Annotated in this window: 16 protein-coding genes; all 16 read right to left on the bottom strand. The window is 51.2% G+C overall.

Going from position 1 to position 14650, the window contains the following annotated elements:
• The coding region (locus I2G69_RS11295; RefSeq protein WP_243254953.1) for a TasA family protein at positions 1–262 on the bottom strand (262 nt) is incomplete at its 3' end.
• Between the two features lie 583 nt (positions 263–845).
• Positions 846–1439: an Rnf-Nqr domain containing protein gene (locus I2G69_RS11290; protein ID WP_191405963.1), complete on the bottom strand. Its 594-nt coding sequence runs from the start codon at positions 1437–1439 to the stop codon at positions 846–848.
• Positions 1436–2104, bottom strand: coding sequence for an Rnf-Nqr domain containing protein (locus I2G69_RS11285; protein WP_191405964.1), 669 nt, complete (start codon positions 2102–2104; stop codon positions 1436–1438). Before I2G69_RS11285 ends, I2G69_RS11290 begins: the two co-directional genes overlap by 4 nt.
• A complete protein-coding gene (locus I2G69_RS11280; protein ID WP_087235064.1) occupies positions 2094–3065 on the bottom strand; it encodes an RnfABCDGE type electron transport complex subunit D in 972 nt (323 codons plus the stop codon). The genes I2G69_RS11285 and I2G69_RS11280 overlap by 11 nt, the downstream gene beginning before the upstream one ends.
• A 1-nt stretch (position 3066) precedes the next feature.
• On the bottom strand, positions 3067–4293 hold the full coding sequence (locus I2G69_RS11275) for a 4Fe-4S dicluster domain-containing protein (RefSeq protein WP_195560797.1): 1227 nt from the start codon (positions 4291–4293) through the stop codon (positions 3067–3069).
• A complete protein-coding gene (rpe, locus tag I2G69_RS11270; protein WP_195560796.1) occupies positions 4290–4931 on the bottom strand; it encodes a ribulose-phosphate 3-epimerase in 642 nt (213 codons plus the stop codon). The genes I2G69_RS11275 and rpe overlap by 4 nt, the downstream gene beginning before the upstream one ends.
• A gap of 481 nt (positions 4932–5412) precedes the next feature.
• Positions 5413–5673 (bottom strand): hypothetical protein, encoded by a 261-nt coding sequence (locus I2G69_RS11265; protein ID WP_191396071.1) that lies wholly within the window; start codon positions 5671–5673, stop codon positions 5413–5415.
• Positions 5674–5753: 80 nt separating this feature from the next.
• A complete protein-coding gene (locus I2G69_RS11260; protein WP_191521528.1) occupies positions 5754–6059 on the bottom strand; it encodes a hypothetical protein in 306 nt (101 codons plus the stop codon).
• A 335-nt stretch (positions 6060–6394) separates the two neighbouring features.
• Positions 6395–7687 carry a 3D domain-containing protein gene (locus I2G69_RS11255; RefSeq protein ID WP_195560795.1) on the bottom strand — a complete coding sequence of 431 codons (1293 nt, stop codon included), beginning with the start codon at positions 7685–7687 and terminating at the stop codon, positions 6395–6397.
• 466 nt (positions 7688–8153) lie between these two features.
• On the bottom strand, positions 8154–8387 hold the full coding sequence (locus I2G69_RS11250; RefSeq protein ID WP_195560794.1) for a hypothetical protein: 234 nt from the start codon (positions 8385–8387) through the stop codon (positions 8154–8156).
• A 1088-nt stretch (positions 8388–9475) separates the two neighbouring features.
• A complete protein-coding gene (locus I2G69_RS11245) occupies positions 9476–10594 on the bottom strand; it encodes a tyrosine-type recombinase/integrase (protein WP_195560793.1) in 1119 nt (372 codons plus the stop codon).
• An 84-nt stretch (positions 10595–10678) separates the two neighbouring features.
• Positions 10679–10909, bottom strand: a complete 231-nt coding sequence (locus I2G69_RS11240) for a hypothetical protein (RefSeq protein WP_002576320.1) — start codon at positions 10907–10909, stop codon at positions 10679–10681.
• A gap of 476 nt (positions 10910–11385) precedes the next feature.
• On the bottom strand, positions 11386–11856 hold the full coding sequence (locus I2G69_RS11235; protein WP_002576321.1) for an RNA polymerase subunit sigma-73: 471 nt from the start codon (positions 11854–11856) through the stop codon (positions 11386–11388).
• 167 nt (positions 11857–12023) lie between these two features.
• Positions 12024–12851, bottom strand: a complete 828-nt coding sequence (gene bcrD / locus I2G69_RS11230; RefSeq protein WP_002576322.1) for a bacitracin resistance undecaprenyl-diphosphatase BcrD — start codon at positions 12849–12851, stop codon at positions 12024–12026.
• Positions 12851–13600, bottom strand: a complete 750-nt coding sequence (locus I2G69_RS11225) for an ABC transporter permease (protein WP_002576323.1) — start codon at positions 13598–13600, stop codon at positions 12851–12853. The genes bcrD and I2G69_RS11225 overlap by 1 nt, the downstream gene beginning before the upstream one ends.
• On the bottom strand, positions 13593–14510 hold the full coding sequence (gene bcrA, locus I2G69_RS11220; RefSeq protein WP_002576324.1) for a bacitracin ABC transporter ATP-binding protein BcrA: 918 nt from the start codon (positions 14508–14510) through the stop codon (positions 13593–13595). The genes I2G69_RS11225 and bcrA overlap by 8 nt, the downstream gene beginning before the upstream one ends.
• Between the last annotated feature and the right edge of the window lie 140 nt (positions 14511–14650).

Here is a 14650-nt window from a genome sequence, read left to right as displayed (position 1 = left end):
CCTGTGTTACGTCGTTGTTCCATTCGTTTTTGTCCAGTTCCTTGTAGAAGTTCTCGTACAGCATCGGGCGCAGGTTCCCAAAATCAAGGGCCGTCTGTCCTTCCTCGCCCGGCTTCACGCTGACATCCAGGATGCCCGCCGTGAAGTTCGTATCGACCTTCTCCGTGTCTGTGAACCACGCCATTGTGCCGCCCACCAACAGGCACAGCACCAACAGCAGGGACACGCCAGACAAAATGACTCTGCTCTTTTTTGCCTTCATGTCTTTTCCTCCATTCTATTTTTACATCCTCAATAGCCGCCCTTTGCGGCCGTACAAAATAAGGAATATAGGCATTCCTTATTTGTTGTATTATTATACCATTTTATGGTTCTGCTTTATTTCTATATTTAAAATTTGGTTATTTATATCCTATATAATTTATCCATAAATATTATTATATTTTGGTGAATCATGCATTATTCGCCCCGATTTATGATTCATTTTTCTATTTAATATATTATAAGCTGTTAATTACACGTTTGTATTCCTAAAAAATTTAGGAACAGGCAAAATTTATATTCCAGGTCATGTTTACACGCTGCATTTCATGAAAATCTAATTTATCATACTCAGAAAATTGTAGTCAGCTTTCCAAAATAAAAGATGTGCCGTAGAAAAATCCACGGCACACCGAATCAATCGAACCAATAGAAATCATTCGATACTTGTCAACCTTTTCCACTTTTACAGTAAATCGCACGGGCGATGTAGACGTAATTGCCTCCTGGGTCGCAGCATCCAGCAAAACGCCGTCTTTTTAAGATTGCTTCTTAAGCTATGGCGGCCCTCGCCGTGCGCCCTCTCAGCCGAACAGCCGTCCTCCCGTCACGCCCACAAAGACCATGGAGAGAATCCCCACATAAATCAAAACGGAGGGCAAGCCGCGGAACGCTTTCGGCATATATTCGTTGCGGTAACGTGCCAACGCCTCAGAAAGCACGAGTGCAGCCAAAAAGAACGCTACGCCTGTCCCAATCGCGAATCCTGCCGCCTCATGTGGGCGCATAGCAAAACTGCGCTGCATATACGGCATCGACAGCACGATGCAGTTGATCGCAGCAGGCGAAAGGATCGCCCCAACCTTGCCGTAAATTTTCGGTAAAAAAGTCTTTAAGACAAAGGCCACCAGGAGATAGGCCAGCGCCGCACAGAACGCATAAACCGCCGGGCGCATAAACAGCAGGGTGCTGTTTGATAACAGCACCGGCCCCAAATAGCAGGCCGTCAACGCTGAGGCCAGGGAAAAAAGCCCAACAAAACAGCTATAAAGCGCAATGGTTTTTGGCTTGCGCGCAGCGCGCAGCACACGGCTGAAGCCAATCCCGCCTGTAAAAATGACATTTTCTGCGGTAACCGCCAACAGCGCGGCCAAGCAGAGCTCCATAAACATATTCATCCGCGCGGCACCCGCCTTTCCGCCTTTTTATCCCGCCGGGTATCCGCCCATTTGGTGAAAGCAGCAGCAAAGCCCAATAGGATAAACCCAAAGAACGGCAGGGCTGTGCCCTTATCTGCCGCAATGTAAGTCCCGGTATTGCTGTTCCAGACACTGCCACGCTGAAGGAATTCCCGCAAACAGGCAAACCCACACAAAACCAGGGAATATCCGATCATACAGCCAAAGACATCCGCCAGTACAGCGCGCGCCAGATGATACGGCGCATAGTCGTTGCAGCGGGACAACACCATCGAATTGCAGATGGTCAACCCCGCGTATATCCCCAACGAATGCAGGGACCCCGGGAACAACTGGTTCAAGCACCAGGCTGCCGGCAAGTAGAACACGGCGTTCACGGCAAGCACAGCACCAGGGCGCAGCCAATTGGGCACTAAACCGCCGAGGAAACAACAGGTCAAGGCCGCCGGGAGCGTCATCAAAAACAACAGGAGCGAAAGCTCCACCGCCATGCGCAGGTTGTAACCCGCCGCCACTACCGGATACAGCCCTAAAGCCCCGATCAGCACAGGGCTTTTAAAGAACAGGCCGTTTGTAAAGACCGTCCGGGTTTCCCGCAGGGTGGAACGTCCGGATGGACGCGTTTGTTCGGTTTTAGCTTTCAACGATCTTCCCTCCCCATACGCGCACCGCGCCGGCCGCCCGGTCCAAGAGCGGGGCAATCGCATTGGACGCCAATATTGCAAAGCACGCCCCCTGTTCATATGCACCAAAATGGCGGAACGCCATCACCAAGGCGCCGCAAAAGGCGCCGTAAATGCTCCGCGCCACCGCGGTGCGGGGGGCGGTCACCGGGTCCGTCACCATAAAAATTGCGCAGAAAAACAGGGAACCGGACATCAGCTCGTATTTGACGGACGTCAGCGGGCTGCAAGCGATGCGCGGGCACAGCGCCGCCCACAGCGCTGCCGCAAGCAAAAAGAATACCGGCGCTTCCCAATTGGCAATCCGCCGGAAAACCAGGAACAGGCCGCATGCGCCGATCACCAGCATGGCGGTCGTCCCCATGGGCCCCACAAAGCGGCCCCAAAGCATCTCCAACGGCACGATATCGGGCTTGAGGCCCTCCTTCAGGACCCCCGCCGGCGAGCGCACTTCCATATAGGTACAATCCCCGAACACCGGCAGCACCCATCCAATGGTGGAATTCACATAGGAAAACATGCGCTCCGGCCAACAGATGGTGACAAACGCAACCCCCGCCGCAGCCGGATTAAACGGCGTGCAGCCCGTCCCCCCGAACGGCGCGCGCACGACCAAAACCGCAAACAATGCCGCCACCGCGGGCATCCAAAAGGGCGCGTTCACCGGCATCAACAGGGCAATGACCAAGCCGGTAACCAATAGGGACGGGTCCGAATGGATGGTGCGGCGGCGGACCAGGCAGACCGCGACCTCCGCCAGGCAGCAGAGGGCCACCGTCACAAAGGCCATCGCCAGCGGCCGCCATCCATAATAGACCGTTGGGAGCACCAACAGCGTACACAGGGCGAGCGTCACGTTCCACATCAGGGACGGGACGCTGCGTTCTTTTCTTAAACAGGGCGTTTCCTGCAACGAAGGCATCTCATTCGCCCCCTTTCTTGAATTCCGCCGCGCGGAGCATCTGCGCGACCAAGTCGATGCCGGAGGGACACGCCAGGCTGCACGCAGCGCAGGCGATGCAGTGCTGGACGTTTACCATGCGCAGGGGATCGGGGTTTTCCCGGGAAAGCTGGTCGCATACCTCCCAAGGGCGGATCCCCCGGGGGCAGGCGCGCACGCAGCTTCCACAGCCGATGCAGGGATAGGTTCTCCAGCGGGGCTGGCGCTGCAAGGCGATCAGGCAGCGCGTGTCCAGCGTCACAGGGGCGTCCAGGTCGGGCGCCCGCTTTCCCGTGATGGAGGAACCGACAAAGCAGGCGCCGGGCGTCCCCTCCACGCCGCAGAAGGCGAGAAGCTCCCGCAGCGGGGTCCCGACCGGCACACGCAGGTTATATGGGTGCGGGACCGCGTCCCCCGCCACCGTGACCACCGTTTCGGTCTGCGGCGTCCCATTCTCCAAAAACGACGCCAAGGCGGCGCAGGCCTGTACGCCGATGAATCCCGTTGTGTTTCCCTTGGCATATAAGCCCCGCTTGAGCAGTGCGCGCGCCGGGTAGCGCTCCCCTGCCGGCATTGGTTCTACCGCAGGGCAGGCCTCGTGAACCCGCTTCATCTCCTTGCGGGAGCTGGCGGTGACCCGGCACTCCGCCGCGCCGCAGGCCCTTGCCGCGGCAGCCAACCCGTCGGCCACCTTCTGCGGCTGTTCCCGCAGGACGGCCACCGCGGATGCGACATAGGGGTCGTCGTCAATCGCATTGGCAAGCAACAGGTTTACACCGCGCCTGCGGAACCGCTTCAGCTTTTTGTACAGCGGAAGGCCATCAAATTCATCGATAATCCCGGCGGATGCTGCGGCCGAAATTACTTCTTCCTGCTGCCCCTGGGCGGGCGGCTTTTGTTCCGGCCCTTCATACGCCCAGTCCGGCACCAAAAGGGCGCAGGGGATCGTCCCCTGCAGGGGAAGCGGGAGCTCACGGATCTCCTTGATCCGCCCTGCAGCCGGGGCATGGGCTGGCACGGAACGCTGCGGGGCGGAGAGCGGGGCGCCTTTGTCCACCCAATCCCCGGGCTCTACCAGGCGTTCGGAAAGCACCGTACATCCCACCAAGGGAACCCACAGCTCCGCTGGCCTTGGGAGCTCCTGAATCCCCTGTTTGAGCGGTTCTTCTCGGTGCGGCTCCAGATGGACGCCGCGCGGCAGTAGCGTCAAAGGACCACCCCTTTCCCTTCCCGGAGCGTTGCAATGGCCTTTGCAGCGTCCGGCGCGTGGAATACGCTTGTCCCCGCCACGCAGACGTCCACCCCTGCTTCCTTCGCGACGGCCGCTGTCTGGGGATTGATCCCCCCGTCCACTTCCACAAATGCGCCATGGGCTTTCAGGGTGCGCACTTTGTCCATCATGGGCGCCATAAACGACTGCCCACCAAAGCCGGGCTCCACCGTCATGACCAAAACCATGTCGAGGTCGTCCAAAAACGGCAGCACCGCCTCCACCGGGGTCTTGGGCTTCAGGGCCACGGCGGGCTTTGCGCCCCCCGCGCGGATCGCCCGGATCGTCTCATGCACACTGCTCTCCGCCTCCAAGTGAAAGGAAATGATATCCGCGCCCGCCTTTAAAAAGTCATCCACATAGCGGAGCGGCTCGCTGATCATCAGATGGACGTCAAACGGCAGCTTCGTATAGGGCCGGATCGCCCCCACAATGGGCGCTCCGAAGGTCAGGTTCGGCACAAAATGGGCATCCATCACATCCAGATGGATCCAATCCGCGCCCGCACGTTCCATCCGCGCGGTCTCCTCCCCCAGTTTGGAAAAGTCCGAGGACAACATCGATGGTGCAATCAGCATGACCGCAGCCTCCTTTTTTCAATTCCATGGCCGCCTTGCGGCGCCGGTTGTCTTTTTCTCCATTTTAGCCGAAAACGGTCTTTTTTTCAACCAATGGCGCACCGCCAAGTGATTTCTGGGAAAAGGCATCGCAGGCTTCCCTGGGAAAACACCCTTCTTTATACATCTTGCCAAAACGCCTTTCATTCGTTTGGCGCAGATCCCTAGTCCCCCAGAAAAGCCAAATGTGCGCAGGGCAAAAGCCCTGCGCACATTTGCCGCCGCGAGCGAACAGACGCCAAGATCCCGGGGCCAGCTGGACGCCCGGGCCTTGGCCGGGCCCGGGCAATCTATCTGAAGCGGTGGAAAATATATTTGCCCCGCACCCTCATAGTATGCGCCCCGGCCCAAAATGGATTGCAATTTTCCGAGAAATTGCTTTGCTTCCGATCGAGCGTTAAGCTTCACAACCTCAGCCTTTTCTTTGGCATGGCTGCCAACCTCACTGCCCGCCGCTTTTCTTCCGTTCCCGGTAATACGCCATGCACAGCAGCACTAAGGCAACCGCCATCACCCCGCGGAACGCCCAGCCCAGCGCGCCGGCAAACAGATCCTGCTGCAAAATAGCCCCTGCGAGCCACCAGCCGCCCATCACCAGGAATAATGCACCGGCGAAGTAGAAGATCTTATTCATCTTCCCAAACCGGAAGAACAACAGCAGGGCAACAGCAAACCACATGGCTGCATATACGTAATCCAACAACCCCCACAACCCTTCCTACCGGACCTTTGGGTCCGCATTTGCCATCCAGTATACGCCCTGCCAAAAGCTCTGTCAACCGGTCAGCTAGCGCGTTTGAGCGGCCCAGCCCCCACCGGCGCGCGGTGCAGGGCTCGCATCCTCCTTTGCCGGCGCAGGCGGCAGGCATACTCCCTGCGCACCCGCAGCGTGCAGCAGACCGCCATGGCAGCCCCCAGCCCCACCTGTACAGCGGTAAAAAGCCCGTTACCCTGCCCCGCAAGCAGGGCAACCAGCCCCATGACCGCCATCATACCGCACAACATTTGATTTTCCAATATCCGCGGCTGGTATTTCACAAACAGCGCGCACGCGCCGGTTATTAACAGAATCCCCATACATGCTAACATCTTATCCCCTCCTGTAAAACGCTCATATGTTCTATTGCAAAGTTATAATAACACATATGTTCTATAAATACAAGGGCCTCCGCCAAAAAATTCGAACATAAGAACGATCCATTGCGTTCCTCCCCTTCTCTTTAGACACCCCAGCCCCCCAAAAAGACAAAACAAAAAGCGCCCACGTAGGGCGCTCCTTGAAATTCCTTATTCCACTGCCAATCCAAGAACCCCATGGCCTTTCCGGCGTTTGGGTAGGCGAAGCCGACTCCCCGCGGCAAATGCCGCGCAGAGGGATTTCCGGCCTCTTTTTGCCTATAACAGGGTTTCCCTTTGGGGAAACCTTACTCAAGGATATAGAGGTTCATATTCCGCACACCGAAGTTGATGCACTCATTGTACGTATCATAGTACAAGTCCGCTACAATCCGGCCGCTCTTTACGCCGCCGCCGGTATCCGCAGCGATCGCATAGCCGTAGACGGTCTTGCCGTCCGGGGATGCAATATACATTCTCGTTCCATACGGGATGATCTTCGGGTTGACCGCCACAAGGCCGACCGCCGCGGGCTTCCCGGTGGACGTATATCCACCGCCCGTATAGGCCGAACTGCGCCCGGATACCACCTTGGAATACTTAATGGTATTGCCGTTGTGATCCGTGAGCGTGCCGTCCCCATTGACGATTGCAATGCCGTTCTTCGGCTTTGCACCGACCGTGACCACCCGCGTGACAGGCTCCTTGAGCACAGTTGTGTTCAGAACCGTCTCCTCCACGAGCTGGCCGTCGATAAACTTCTGGCGCTTCTCAACAGACTGGCTTCCGACCTGGCCTTCTACTTCCACAATCGTCTTGCCCTTGTCAAGATTCGCATCCTTGTTTGTTGTCGTCTCATAAGGAATCTCTTCCGTCACCGTGACGTCCTGATAGGTTACGCGAGAGACGACGATCTGCATACCGTCGCATACGCGCTCATCCAGGTCTACACTGACGAGGTCGTCGGAACCAAGGGTGATCCCCTGGTCCTCCAGGGTCTGTGCCACCGTATTGGAGGGGGCCAAGAGCTCTCTCGTTTCCCCATCCGCTGTGATGGACACCTCATATCTGCGGGTGACCGTAATTTCCGTGTCATCCGTCACTTTCTCGTTCTTCGCAGGCTCCACCACATCGTTCACGCCGAGGGTGACGCCCACTTTTTCCAGAACATCTTCCACGTCCTCACCGTAATAAGCAAGCATAGTGTGGCCGGCGCCGTCCGCCAAAACCGTTGCGTCATACGCGCTCTTCACGGTCAGGTTGATCGCCGTCTCGTCCTCCGAACGGGAGATGTCGTCCATCGGCCCAACTTCGATTTCCGGATATTGAGCCTTTGCCTGATTCAGGATGTCCTGCGTCCCGCCGCTGGTTGTTTGCAGCGTGTAGATCTCCCCATTGTACGTAAGATTGACGTCGCGCGTGGCGGCCATAACCGTGATAACAGAACTCACTGTAATCACGACCATCACCAGCAGGGCGGTCAACCGTTTCAACGGGGTTTTGCACAGGAAGCGCTTTGCGTTCTCCACAAATTGCTTCGCATTCTGATTGAACATTGTTTCACCTTTTTCCTTTTCTGCGGCAATTTCGGTTCGTGCCATCACCCTCCCCCAGCCATCCTGTTTGGCAGGGAAAAGAGCCTACGACAAAGTAAATCAATTACTACATGCGGGAAAAAATCTTCCCGCTCGCCGCTTCATGGTTATTGGGGTTGTCAATGCACGTATTATATTCATCCAATCGCCCATTGTCAAATTTGGAAAAAGCGCGATTTTGAGCATTATGAACAAGTCGAAAATCAGAATTGTCCACCGTTTTCCGGAGAAGCTTCCGTTTTCGACCGGATTTCCCCGTTGCTTAGGAAGATTTTGACCGTGTTTTCTGTGCAGAATGTAAAAACTTTCGGTTACAAACTTGTTACAAAGGTTTCAAGCCTGTATTTTATGCCAGGGGACGGGAAAAAAGCGCGGCAAAAATGCGGGGAGACAAGCCCAAAAACGGCTTGTCCTCTGGCTTTCCGGGCGGATTGGCCTTGGGGGACATTGTATGTCTTTGGCAGTTCTCCCGTCAATGATTTCCATTTTGCAGGTTTGGCATTTCTTCTTCGCGCAAGAGAAAGGCGGACGGCAATTTTCCACACTTCTCAACCGCTTTTCCACCGGATTCCCACGAGTTTTCCCTCTCTTCCACAGGGAGAGCCTTGTTTCTGTGGATTTTCCTCGGACCGGACAACTGTCTTTTTCCTCCTACTGTATATTGGGGTTTGAAGCGGATTTTTGAAAGGTTTTCCACTATTTCCACACAGTTTTCCACCGTTGAAAGGGAAAACTCTGTGGAAAGCCGGTCGAATTGGGGCGCCGCCCACGCTCAAAAACACCGTTTTCCACAGGCACACAGCGGGCACACAGTGCCTCTCGCGGACCTCCGGTCAGGACGCGCCTACGGCGGGCACACAGTGCCTCTCGCGCCTACGGCGAGGGCCACGGCAGCAAACGGCAACGATTGTATCCTCCGCTCCACGGGGGAAAGCCCTACAGAAGCAGATGGGAAGCCTTATTGCCCACCCACAGGGAGCACTCCACAAAGGCCAGGCACACAGTGCCTCTCGCGGACCTCCGGTCAGGACGCGCCTACGGCGAGGGCCACGGCAGCAAACGGCAACGATTGTATCCTCCGCTCCACGGGGGAAAGCCCTACAAAAGCGAGATGGAAGTTTTATGTCCCATCCACAGGGAGCGTTCTGCAAAAGCAGGCGGAAAAGTATATAAGGTTACAAGTTCCTTCCCTGCGGCATGAGCAGGCGCGCAGCGGACGCACCGCGTCTTTCGCGCCTACGGCGAGGGCCACGGCAGCAAACGGCAACGATTGTATCCTCCGCTCCACGGGGGAAAGCCCTACAGAATCAGATGGGAAGTCTCCCACCCACAGGGAGTATTCCGCAAAGGCAGGCGGAAAAGTATGCAAGATGGGGAATCCCTTCCCTGCGGCATAGGTGGACGCCCCCAGTTTCCTTTATATAAATAGAAACCTCCTTGCCAACGCAACATGCTTTTTCTTTAAATATGAGCGCATCAAAATAGACGCAAAGCAACGAAGCTCTTCTTCCGATTGCAAAATCCTTATTAGAAACTTATATACATCTATATACATCAGAAAAAGCCCTTGGAACACGCAAAAAGCCTCCCAACGGGAAATTCCGTGGGAGGCTTCGAATGCTTTTGAATTGGGACTCCAGACGCGCAATTATCTCTTGGAGAACTGCGGTGCACGGCGTGCAGCCTTCAAGCCGTATTTCAATCGTCTGAGCGATGATTTTCCTTGATATTCCGGGCTTTTTTGAGCCTCGGCCCCTCGGTTGTCCTATTCCTTAACCAAAAAACAGGCCACTTTTACGAGGGGACAGCTTGATGAAATGCAGAATTTACTACATCGAATAGCTGTTCTGGTTTATTATACTTTACTCTTGCATAGATGTCCATAGTTGTCTTGCTGTTCTCATGTCCGGCAAGGTACTGGACCGTCTTGGGGTCAACACCTGCATACAGAAGATTGGTGATGTAGGTATGCCGCAGCAGGTGCGGTGTCACATCGAAGTCCAGGCTATACACAATGTTGGGATTGTTTTTCTGATGTCCTCCCAGACTCGGCTGAACAGTGTACTTGATGCTCTGTCCGTTCACATACTTATAATAGGTACGCTCCTTGGTAGACCGAACAACGATGTACTGCCAGACACGTTTGAACTGCGAATATGACAAGGGCTGTCCCTCACTATCGGCAATCACATATTCCGATTTGGAGGCAGCCTTGGCTTCCCGCAGACAATTCACAAGGCATTTGGGAATGGGAATATCCCTTCTTGCTGCTTTCGTCTTAAGCGTTGTAGAGATAACCGGTCTGTTATGCTCTGATCGCCATGCGCGCCGCACAGAGATATATGGAGTGGGTGCATCGAGGAACACACAATCCCATTGCAAGGCGAGAGCTTCTTCTCGGCGCAGACCGGCATATAAGCCGATCATGGTAAACAGATACGGCGGAAGTCCTTTGACGGTTTCCAGCAGCACTTCCACCTGCTGGTCTGTCAGCGAATCTTTCTTTTGGGTCGGTTTCCCTCCTTTTGCCGAAATCCCCTCACACGGATTGTATTCCAGCAACTGGCTCCGCTCTGCCGAGTAAAAAATGCACTTGAGGAGCATATTCACCGTATTGTGCAGGCTCTCGGACTTATTGGACAATGGGATCAGCGCCAGACGAATATCATCCGCTGTTACTTCCTCCATATACATATCTCCCAAAGGCTTGATAACCGTAGGCGATCTTCGACGAAACGTAGTACTGTCAATCTGCTCTAACGCCTCCAGTTCCTTGTCATAAAGCTTTTCGGGCGTCTTTGCATAAAGCGCCACTCTGTTTCCATCCGAATCTTCGACTCTGGTTCTATAATATTCAATGCCGTTAAGCACGACCGTACCATATTGAGGAATTGCCCTTTTTCTTTTTGCCAATTCCGTCACCTCCTAAGAATAATGTCCAGCGCTGTACCTTTGTTTTATCAGACATATTAGGTTCCAGCAAGGATACGGAACAGCTCAAGCTCGGACACTTCGCAGCTTGCGGTATGTAGCGCTTTTTTCCACTGGCTTTGCACGATGGGTGCATTTTGCGATATACTCCTGAAGGCCAGCATCTGTAAAGTACACGCAACCATTTTGCACATACTGAACATAGGAAATTAGCCCACTGTTTCGAGCTGCATCCAAAGTGGCAATGCTAATCCCCAGTAATTTGGCAGCCTCTTTCCGCGAAATCAATTTTTCCATAGGTGGTCCCCCTTTCTGTCAAAGATGTGGTTGTTGCTTTCAAAATCACATGAATGCGCTGGCAACCGAAGCTGCCAGCGCATGGTATCTGACTTTGAAAAATTTACTCGCCACATTTGCCACGCACCCCTGGCGATGGGGACATTCCGGTCTCCGCTGGCGCGGCTGTCATAACTCCACAGCGTCGTTTTACTCGTGCGCCGCAGAGTTCCCCCCAAGTCTTTAGGAGGCCGTGAGGAAGTATCTTAAACCCCTATGCAGTCATCGCGCCCTGAAATGCCACTTTCGGGTATCAGGCTGACGTGGATCGCTCGGAACAGTCCTATTCATCACCTCCTGGGGCTGTCCATCTTCGCGGCGTGCCTGATTCGCTCGTACATAGGTTATGTACCGGAAATGCCGTCTATGAAATTGTCAAGCTCCACATTGGGAGAATGTTCTTCCCTCAATGGGTAGGCACTGATACGCTTCATTTGTTAAGTGTTATTCAAAAATTTTTTTATTTTTTTAAATCTTTGTGCAACAGCACTTCTGGAACAATGCCAAAGACGTGCTACATCAATTTGACGATAACCATCCACAAAAAGTAATGTCAATAGCTCCAAATCTTTCTTCGACAGCTTCTTCAATCTCAACAGTAGTTGTTCGTTTTCCACCGAAGCCAACCATCCATATCGCGTTTGATCAATCTTATCAACATCCCATTGATAAGATAACGATGCAAACTTTCGGAACAGCTGTGATTGACCACATACTTCATCATATTGTTCACAAGGTATTGGTTGCGTATGGTTTTGAAAAACCCTTTGACTGCAAAACCATGCCCAGTCATATTCTTTCATGGCAGCAATCTGTTCTTCGCTCATCCCTGCATCACAATACTCAACTTCTAAACGCTTCCATCTACTATCAAACTTCTTTTTCTCATATCCATAATTAAATCCCATTATTAACCTCCTGTAGATTCAATTTGCAAAATTCACCATGCAAACTAAAATCAGGAGGAGATCGACAACGAGAATCTCTGGGTTGTTTTCCATCCCCAGAAACAAAAATGCCAGCTGATCTTAAGGACCAACTGGCATTTTTATTCGCGCACAAAGAAAACGCATTATTAAGATTTTATAAGTACAACAAGTATACCAAGCACAATTCGATACCAACCAAACACCTTAAAATCATGTTTTTTGATAAAGTTCATTAGGAATTTAATTACTAAGACAGATACCGCAAATGCCACAGCCATACCGAGAACAAGAGCGAGCAGTTCTGCACTTGTAAATTCAAACCCGAATTTTAACAGCTTAAAAGCACTTGCTCCAAGCATAGTAGGTACTGCGAGGAAAAAAGTAAACTCTGCTGCTGCCACTCGTGAAACTCCTATGAGTAAAGCACCTATAATCGTTGCTCCCGACCGTGATGTGCCGGGTATAAGTGATAACACTTGAAATGCCCCTATCAAGATTGCTGTTTTATAGCTGATGTCAGAAAGTGCCATAGTAGTAGGAGTACGCTTTTTATTCCAATTTTCTATGAGAATGAATAACAAACCATAAAAGATTAACATGATTGAAATCACAATGGGGGTTTGGAGGTAAGCATCCAAATAATCATCAAATAGAATCCCCATAATAGCTGACGGTACACAAGCTACCGCAACCTTGAACCACAACGAGAAAGTATCCTTTTTAACAATTGACTGTGCTTTGTTCTTAAATTGAAAGGGAAACATCTTGTTCCAAAACATTACAACCACTGCGAGTATAGCTCCAAGTTGAATAACAACAAAAAACATTTCTTTAAATGCTTCGCTCATATTAAGTGTGATAAATTCGTCCACAAGAATCATATGTCCTGTGCTGCTGATAGGTAGCCACTCAGTAATACCCTCAACAATTCCAAGAAAAATAACTTTTAAGATTTCTATAAAATCAAGTACCATTATTTCAAATCCTCCTTTTTAAAATGATGAAAGGTCATAAGAAAACCAACTGCTGATACAAGAATAATAATAGATACAGACAGCAGTGTAGGATAGCCGGTACTCTGAAGTTTACCCTGCACCAAGAAATAGGTGGCTGTCCACGGATACAACGCTCCCCATTCTTGATTTGAAAGTGCGGCACTTCCCATGACAATCACGGCAGAGCCAATCATCGGGGCGACAAATCCTTTTGTTTTCATAGCAACAAACACAAAAGGAGAAACTGTTAAAAACATCAGGATACTGCCAAACAAAAACTTGGGGAGCCATACTATTGCCACTAGTAAGCTATATCCCTCCAATGTAAAGACAGCGTCATATAGCCCACAAACGATAAATATACCTGCCCATGTTACAAGGGTTAGCATAACAATCCAAAGAAGCAGGGTGCAAAATTTTCCAATTAATAGTTTTGTCCTTGAAATGGGTATGGGCAATATGGTTTTGAGGGTGCTTTCTGTGTACTCTCTGCTAAACAAGTAAGCTGCAATTGCCACATATATCATAATGTTTACCAGCAGCATGATATACAGTACACTGTCGCTGTATATGTCAGACAAGGTAAAGATAATCTCCGGCTTATCAAAATGTGTTTGCAAGGCTTCTATTAACATCAAAAGTGGGGTAGATAATACCCCTGCCACACTAATTAGCACCATTTTTGAACGCTTTAGTTTTAATAATTCACAAGAAATAAGATTAAGCAATACCGCCACCTCCAATCAGTTTAGAAAAGTAGTCCTCTAAGTTTTCCTCACTATCATTTATCCTTGTCACGAGCAGTCCATTTCGTGCAAATTCTCGATTGATTTCTCCAACACTTTGGCTAAAGTCATAAATTCTCACCGTACCGTCCTGCACTGTAAAATCCGTCATGTGGTAGTGGTTTTCTAAAATCTTTCCGGCTATCTCACTGTCAGATAAATCAAATTGAATGTATTTTCGATTCCTTTTGTGAAGCTCGGATATATTCACTTCCTCTACTAAATGCCCCTCGTGCATAACGCCGATAATATCTGCTATCTGTTCAATCTCGCTTAAAACATGGCTTGAGATAAAAATGGTAATGCCATGATTGTGACTAAGTTCAGATAAAAATGAGCGTATTTCAACTATTCCAATGGGGTCAAGTCCGTTAATCGGTTCGTCAAGTATTAAAAGCTCCGGCTCGTGCATAATGGCGGCGGCAATACCAAGCCGTTGCTTCATTCCGAGGGAATAATCGGAAAAGACTTTTCTTTTCTCCTTATGCAGCCCCACAACTTCAAGAGCTTTTTCTACTCCACTTTTAGATACTCCCCCTCGCAGTTTAGCGAGAATTTGCAAATTCTCATACCCTGTTAAATTACTGTAAAATCCCGGTGTTTCGATAATAGAGCCTACTTTGCTATAAAGGGTATGGATATTTTCCTTATAGTTTGTGCCAAACAAGCGTACCGTTCCCTCCGTTGGGAAAGCAAGCTGCAACATCATTTTCATTGCTGTGGTTTTGCCTGCTCCGTTTCTGCCGAGCAAACCATAAATTTTGCCCTTTGGCACATGAAGATTTACCTTATCGACAACGGTGGCTGTTCCGTATCGCTTCGTAAGATTTTCTGTTTCAATGATATAATCCATATTTGATTCTCCTTTCCGTGGGTTGCTGTTCTTGTTTTCGCTGACCACAATCTTATTATCCACGAGTATTGCATAGAAGCCAAGAAATCTACCGTCACAATGCCGACACAATAGATGTCAGCACGAAAAAAGCTCCGACA

It is taken from the genome of Anaeromassilibacillus sp. D41t1_190614_C2, from assembly GCF_015558525.1.
Classification (GTDB): domain Bacteria; phylum Bacillota; class Clostridia; order Oscillospirales; family Acutalibacteraceae; genus Anaeromassilibacillus; species Anaeromassilibacillus stercoravium.
Note: the sequence above shows the minus strand (reverse complement) of the source record. Positions and strands in the feature narration are given on the sequence as shown.

Excerpts from the sequence above, each read along its gene's own strand:
- I2G69_RS11290 (WP_191405963.1), bottom strand. The coding sequence starts at position 1,439 with ATGAATATGTTTATGGAGCTCTGCTTGGCCGCGCTGTTGGCGGTTACC.
- I2G69_RS11280 (WP_087235064.1), bottom strand. The coding sequence starts at position 3,065 with ATGCCTTCGTTGCAGGAAACGCCCTGTTTAAGAAAAGAACGCAGCGTC.
- rpe (WP_195560796.1), bottom strand. The coding sequence starts at position 4,931 with ATGCTGATTGCACCATCGATGTTGTCCTCGGACTTTTCCAAACTGGGG.
- I2G69_RS11260 (WP_191521528.1), bottom strand. The coding sequence starts at position 6,059 with ATGTTAGCATGTATGGGGATTCTGTTAATAACCGGCGCGTGCGCGCTG.
- I2G69_RS11255 (WP_195560795.1), bottom strand. The coding sequence starts at position 7,687 with ATGGCACGAACCGAAATTGCCGCAGAAAAGGAAAAAGGTGAAACAATG.
- I2G69_RS11240 (WP_002576320.1), bottom strand. The coding sequence starts at position 10,909 with ATGGAAAAATTGATTTCGCGGAAAGAGGCTGCCAAATTACTGGGGATT.
- I2G69_RS11235 (WP_002576321.1), bottom strand. The coding sequence starts at position 11,856 with ATGGGATTTAATTATGGATATGAGAAAAAGAAGTTTGATAGTAGATGG.
- bcrD (WP_002576322.1), bottom strand. The coding sequence starts at position 12,851 with ATGGTACTTGATTTTATAGAAATCTTAAAAGTTATTTTTCTTGGAATT.
- bcrA (WP_002576324.1), bottom strand. The coding sequence starts at position 14,510 with ATGGATTATATCATTGAAACAGAAAATCTTACGAAGCGATACGGAACA.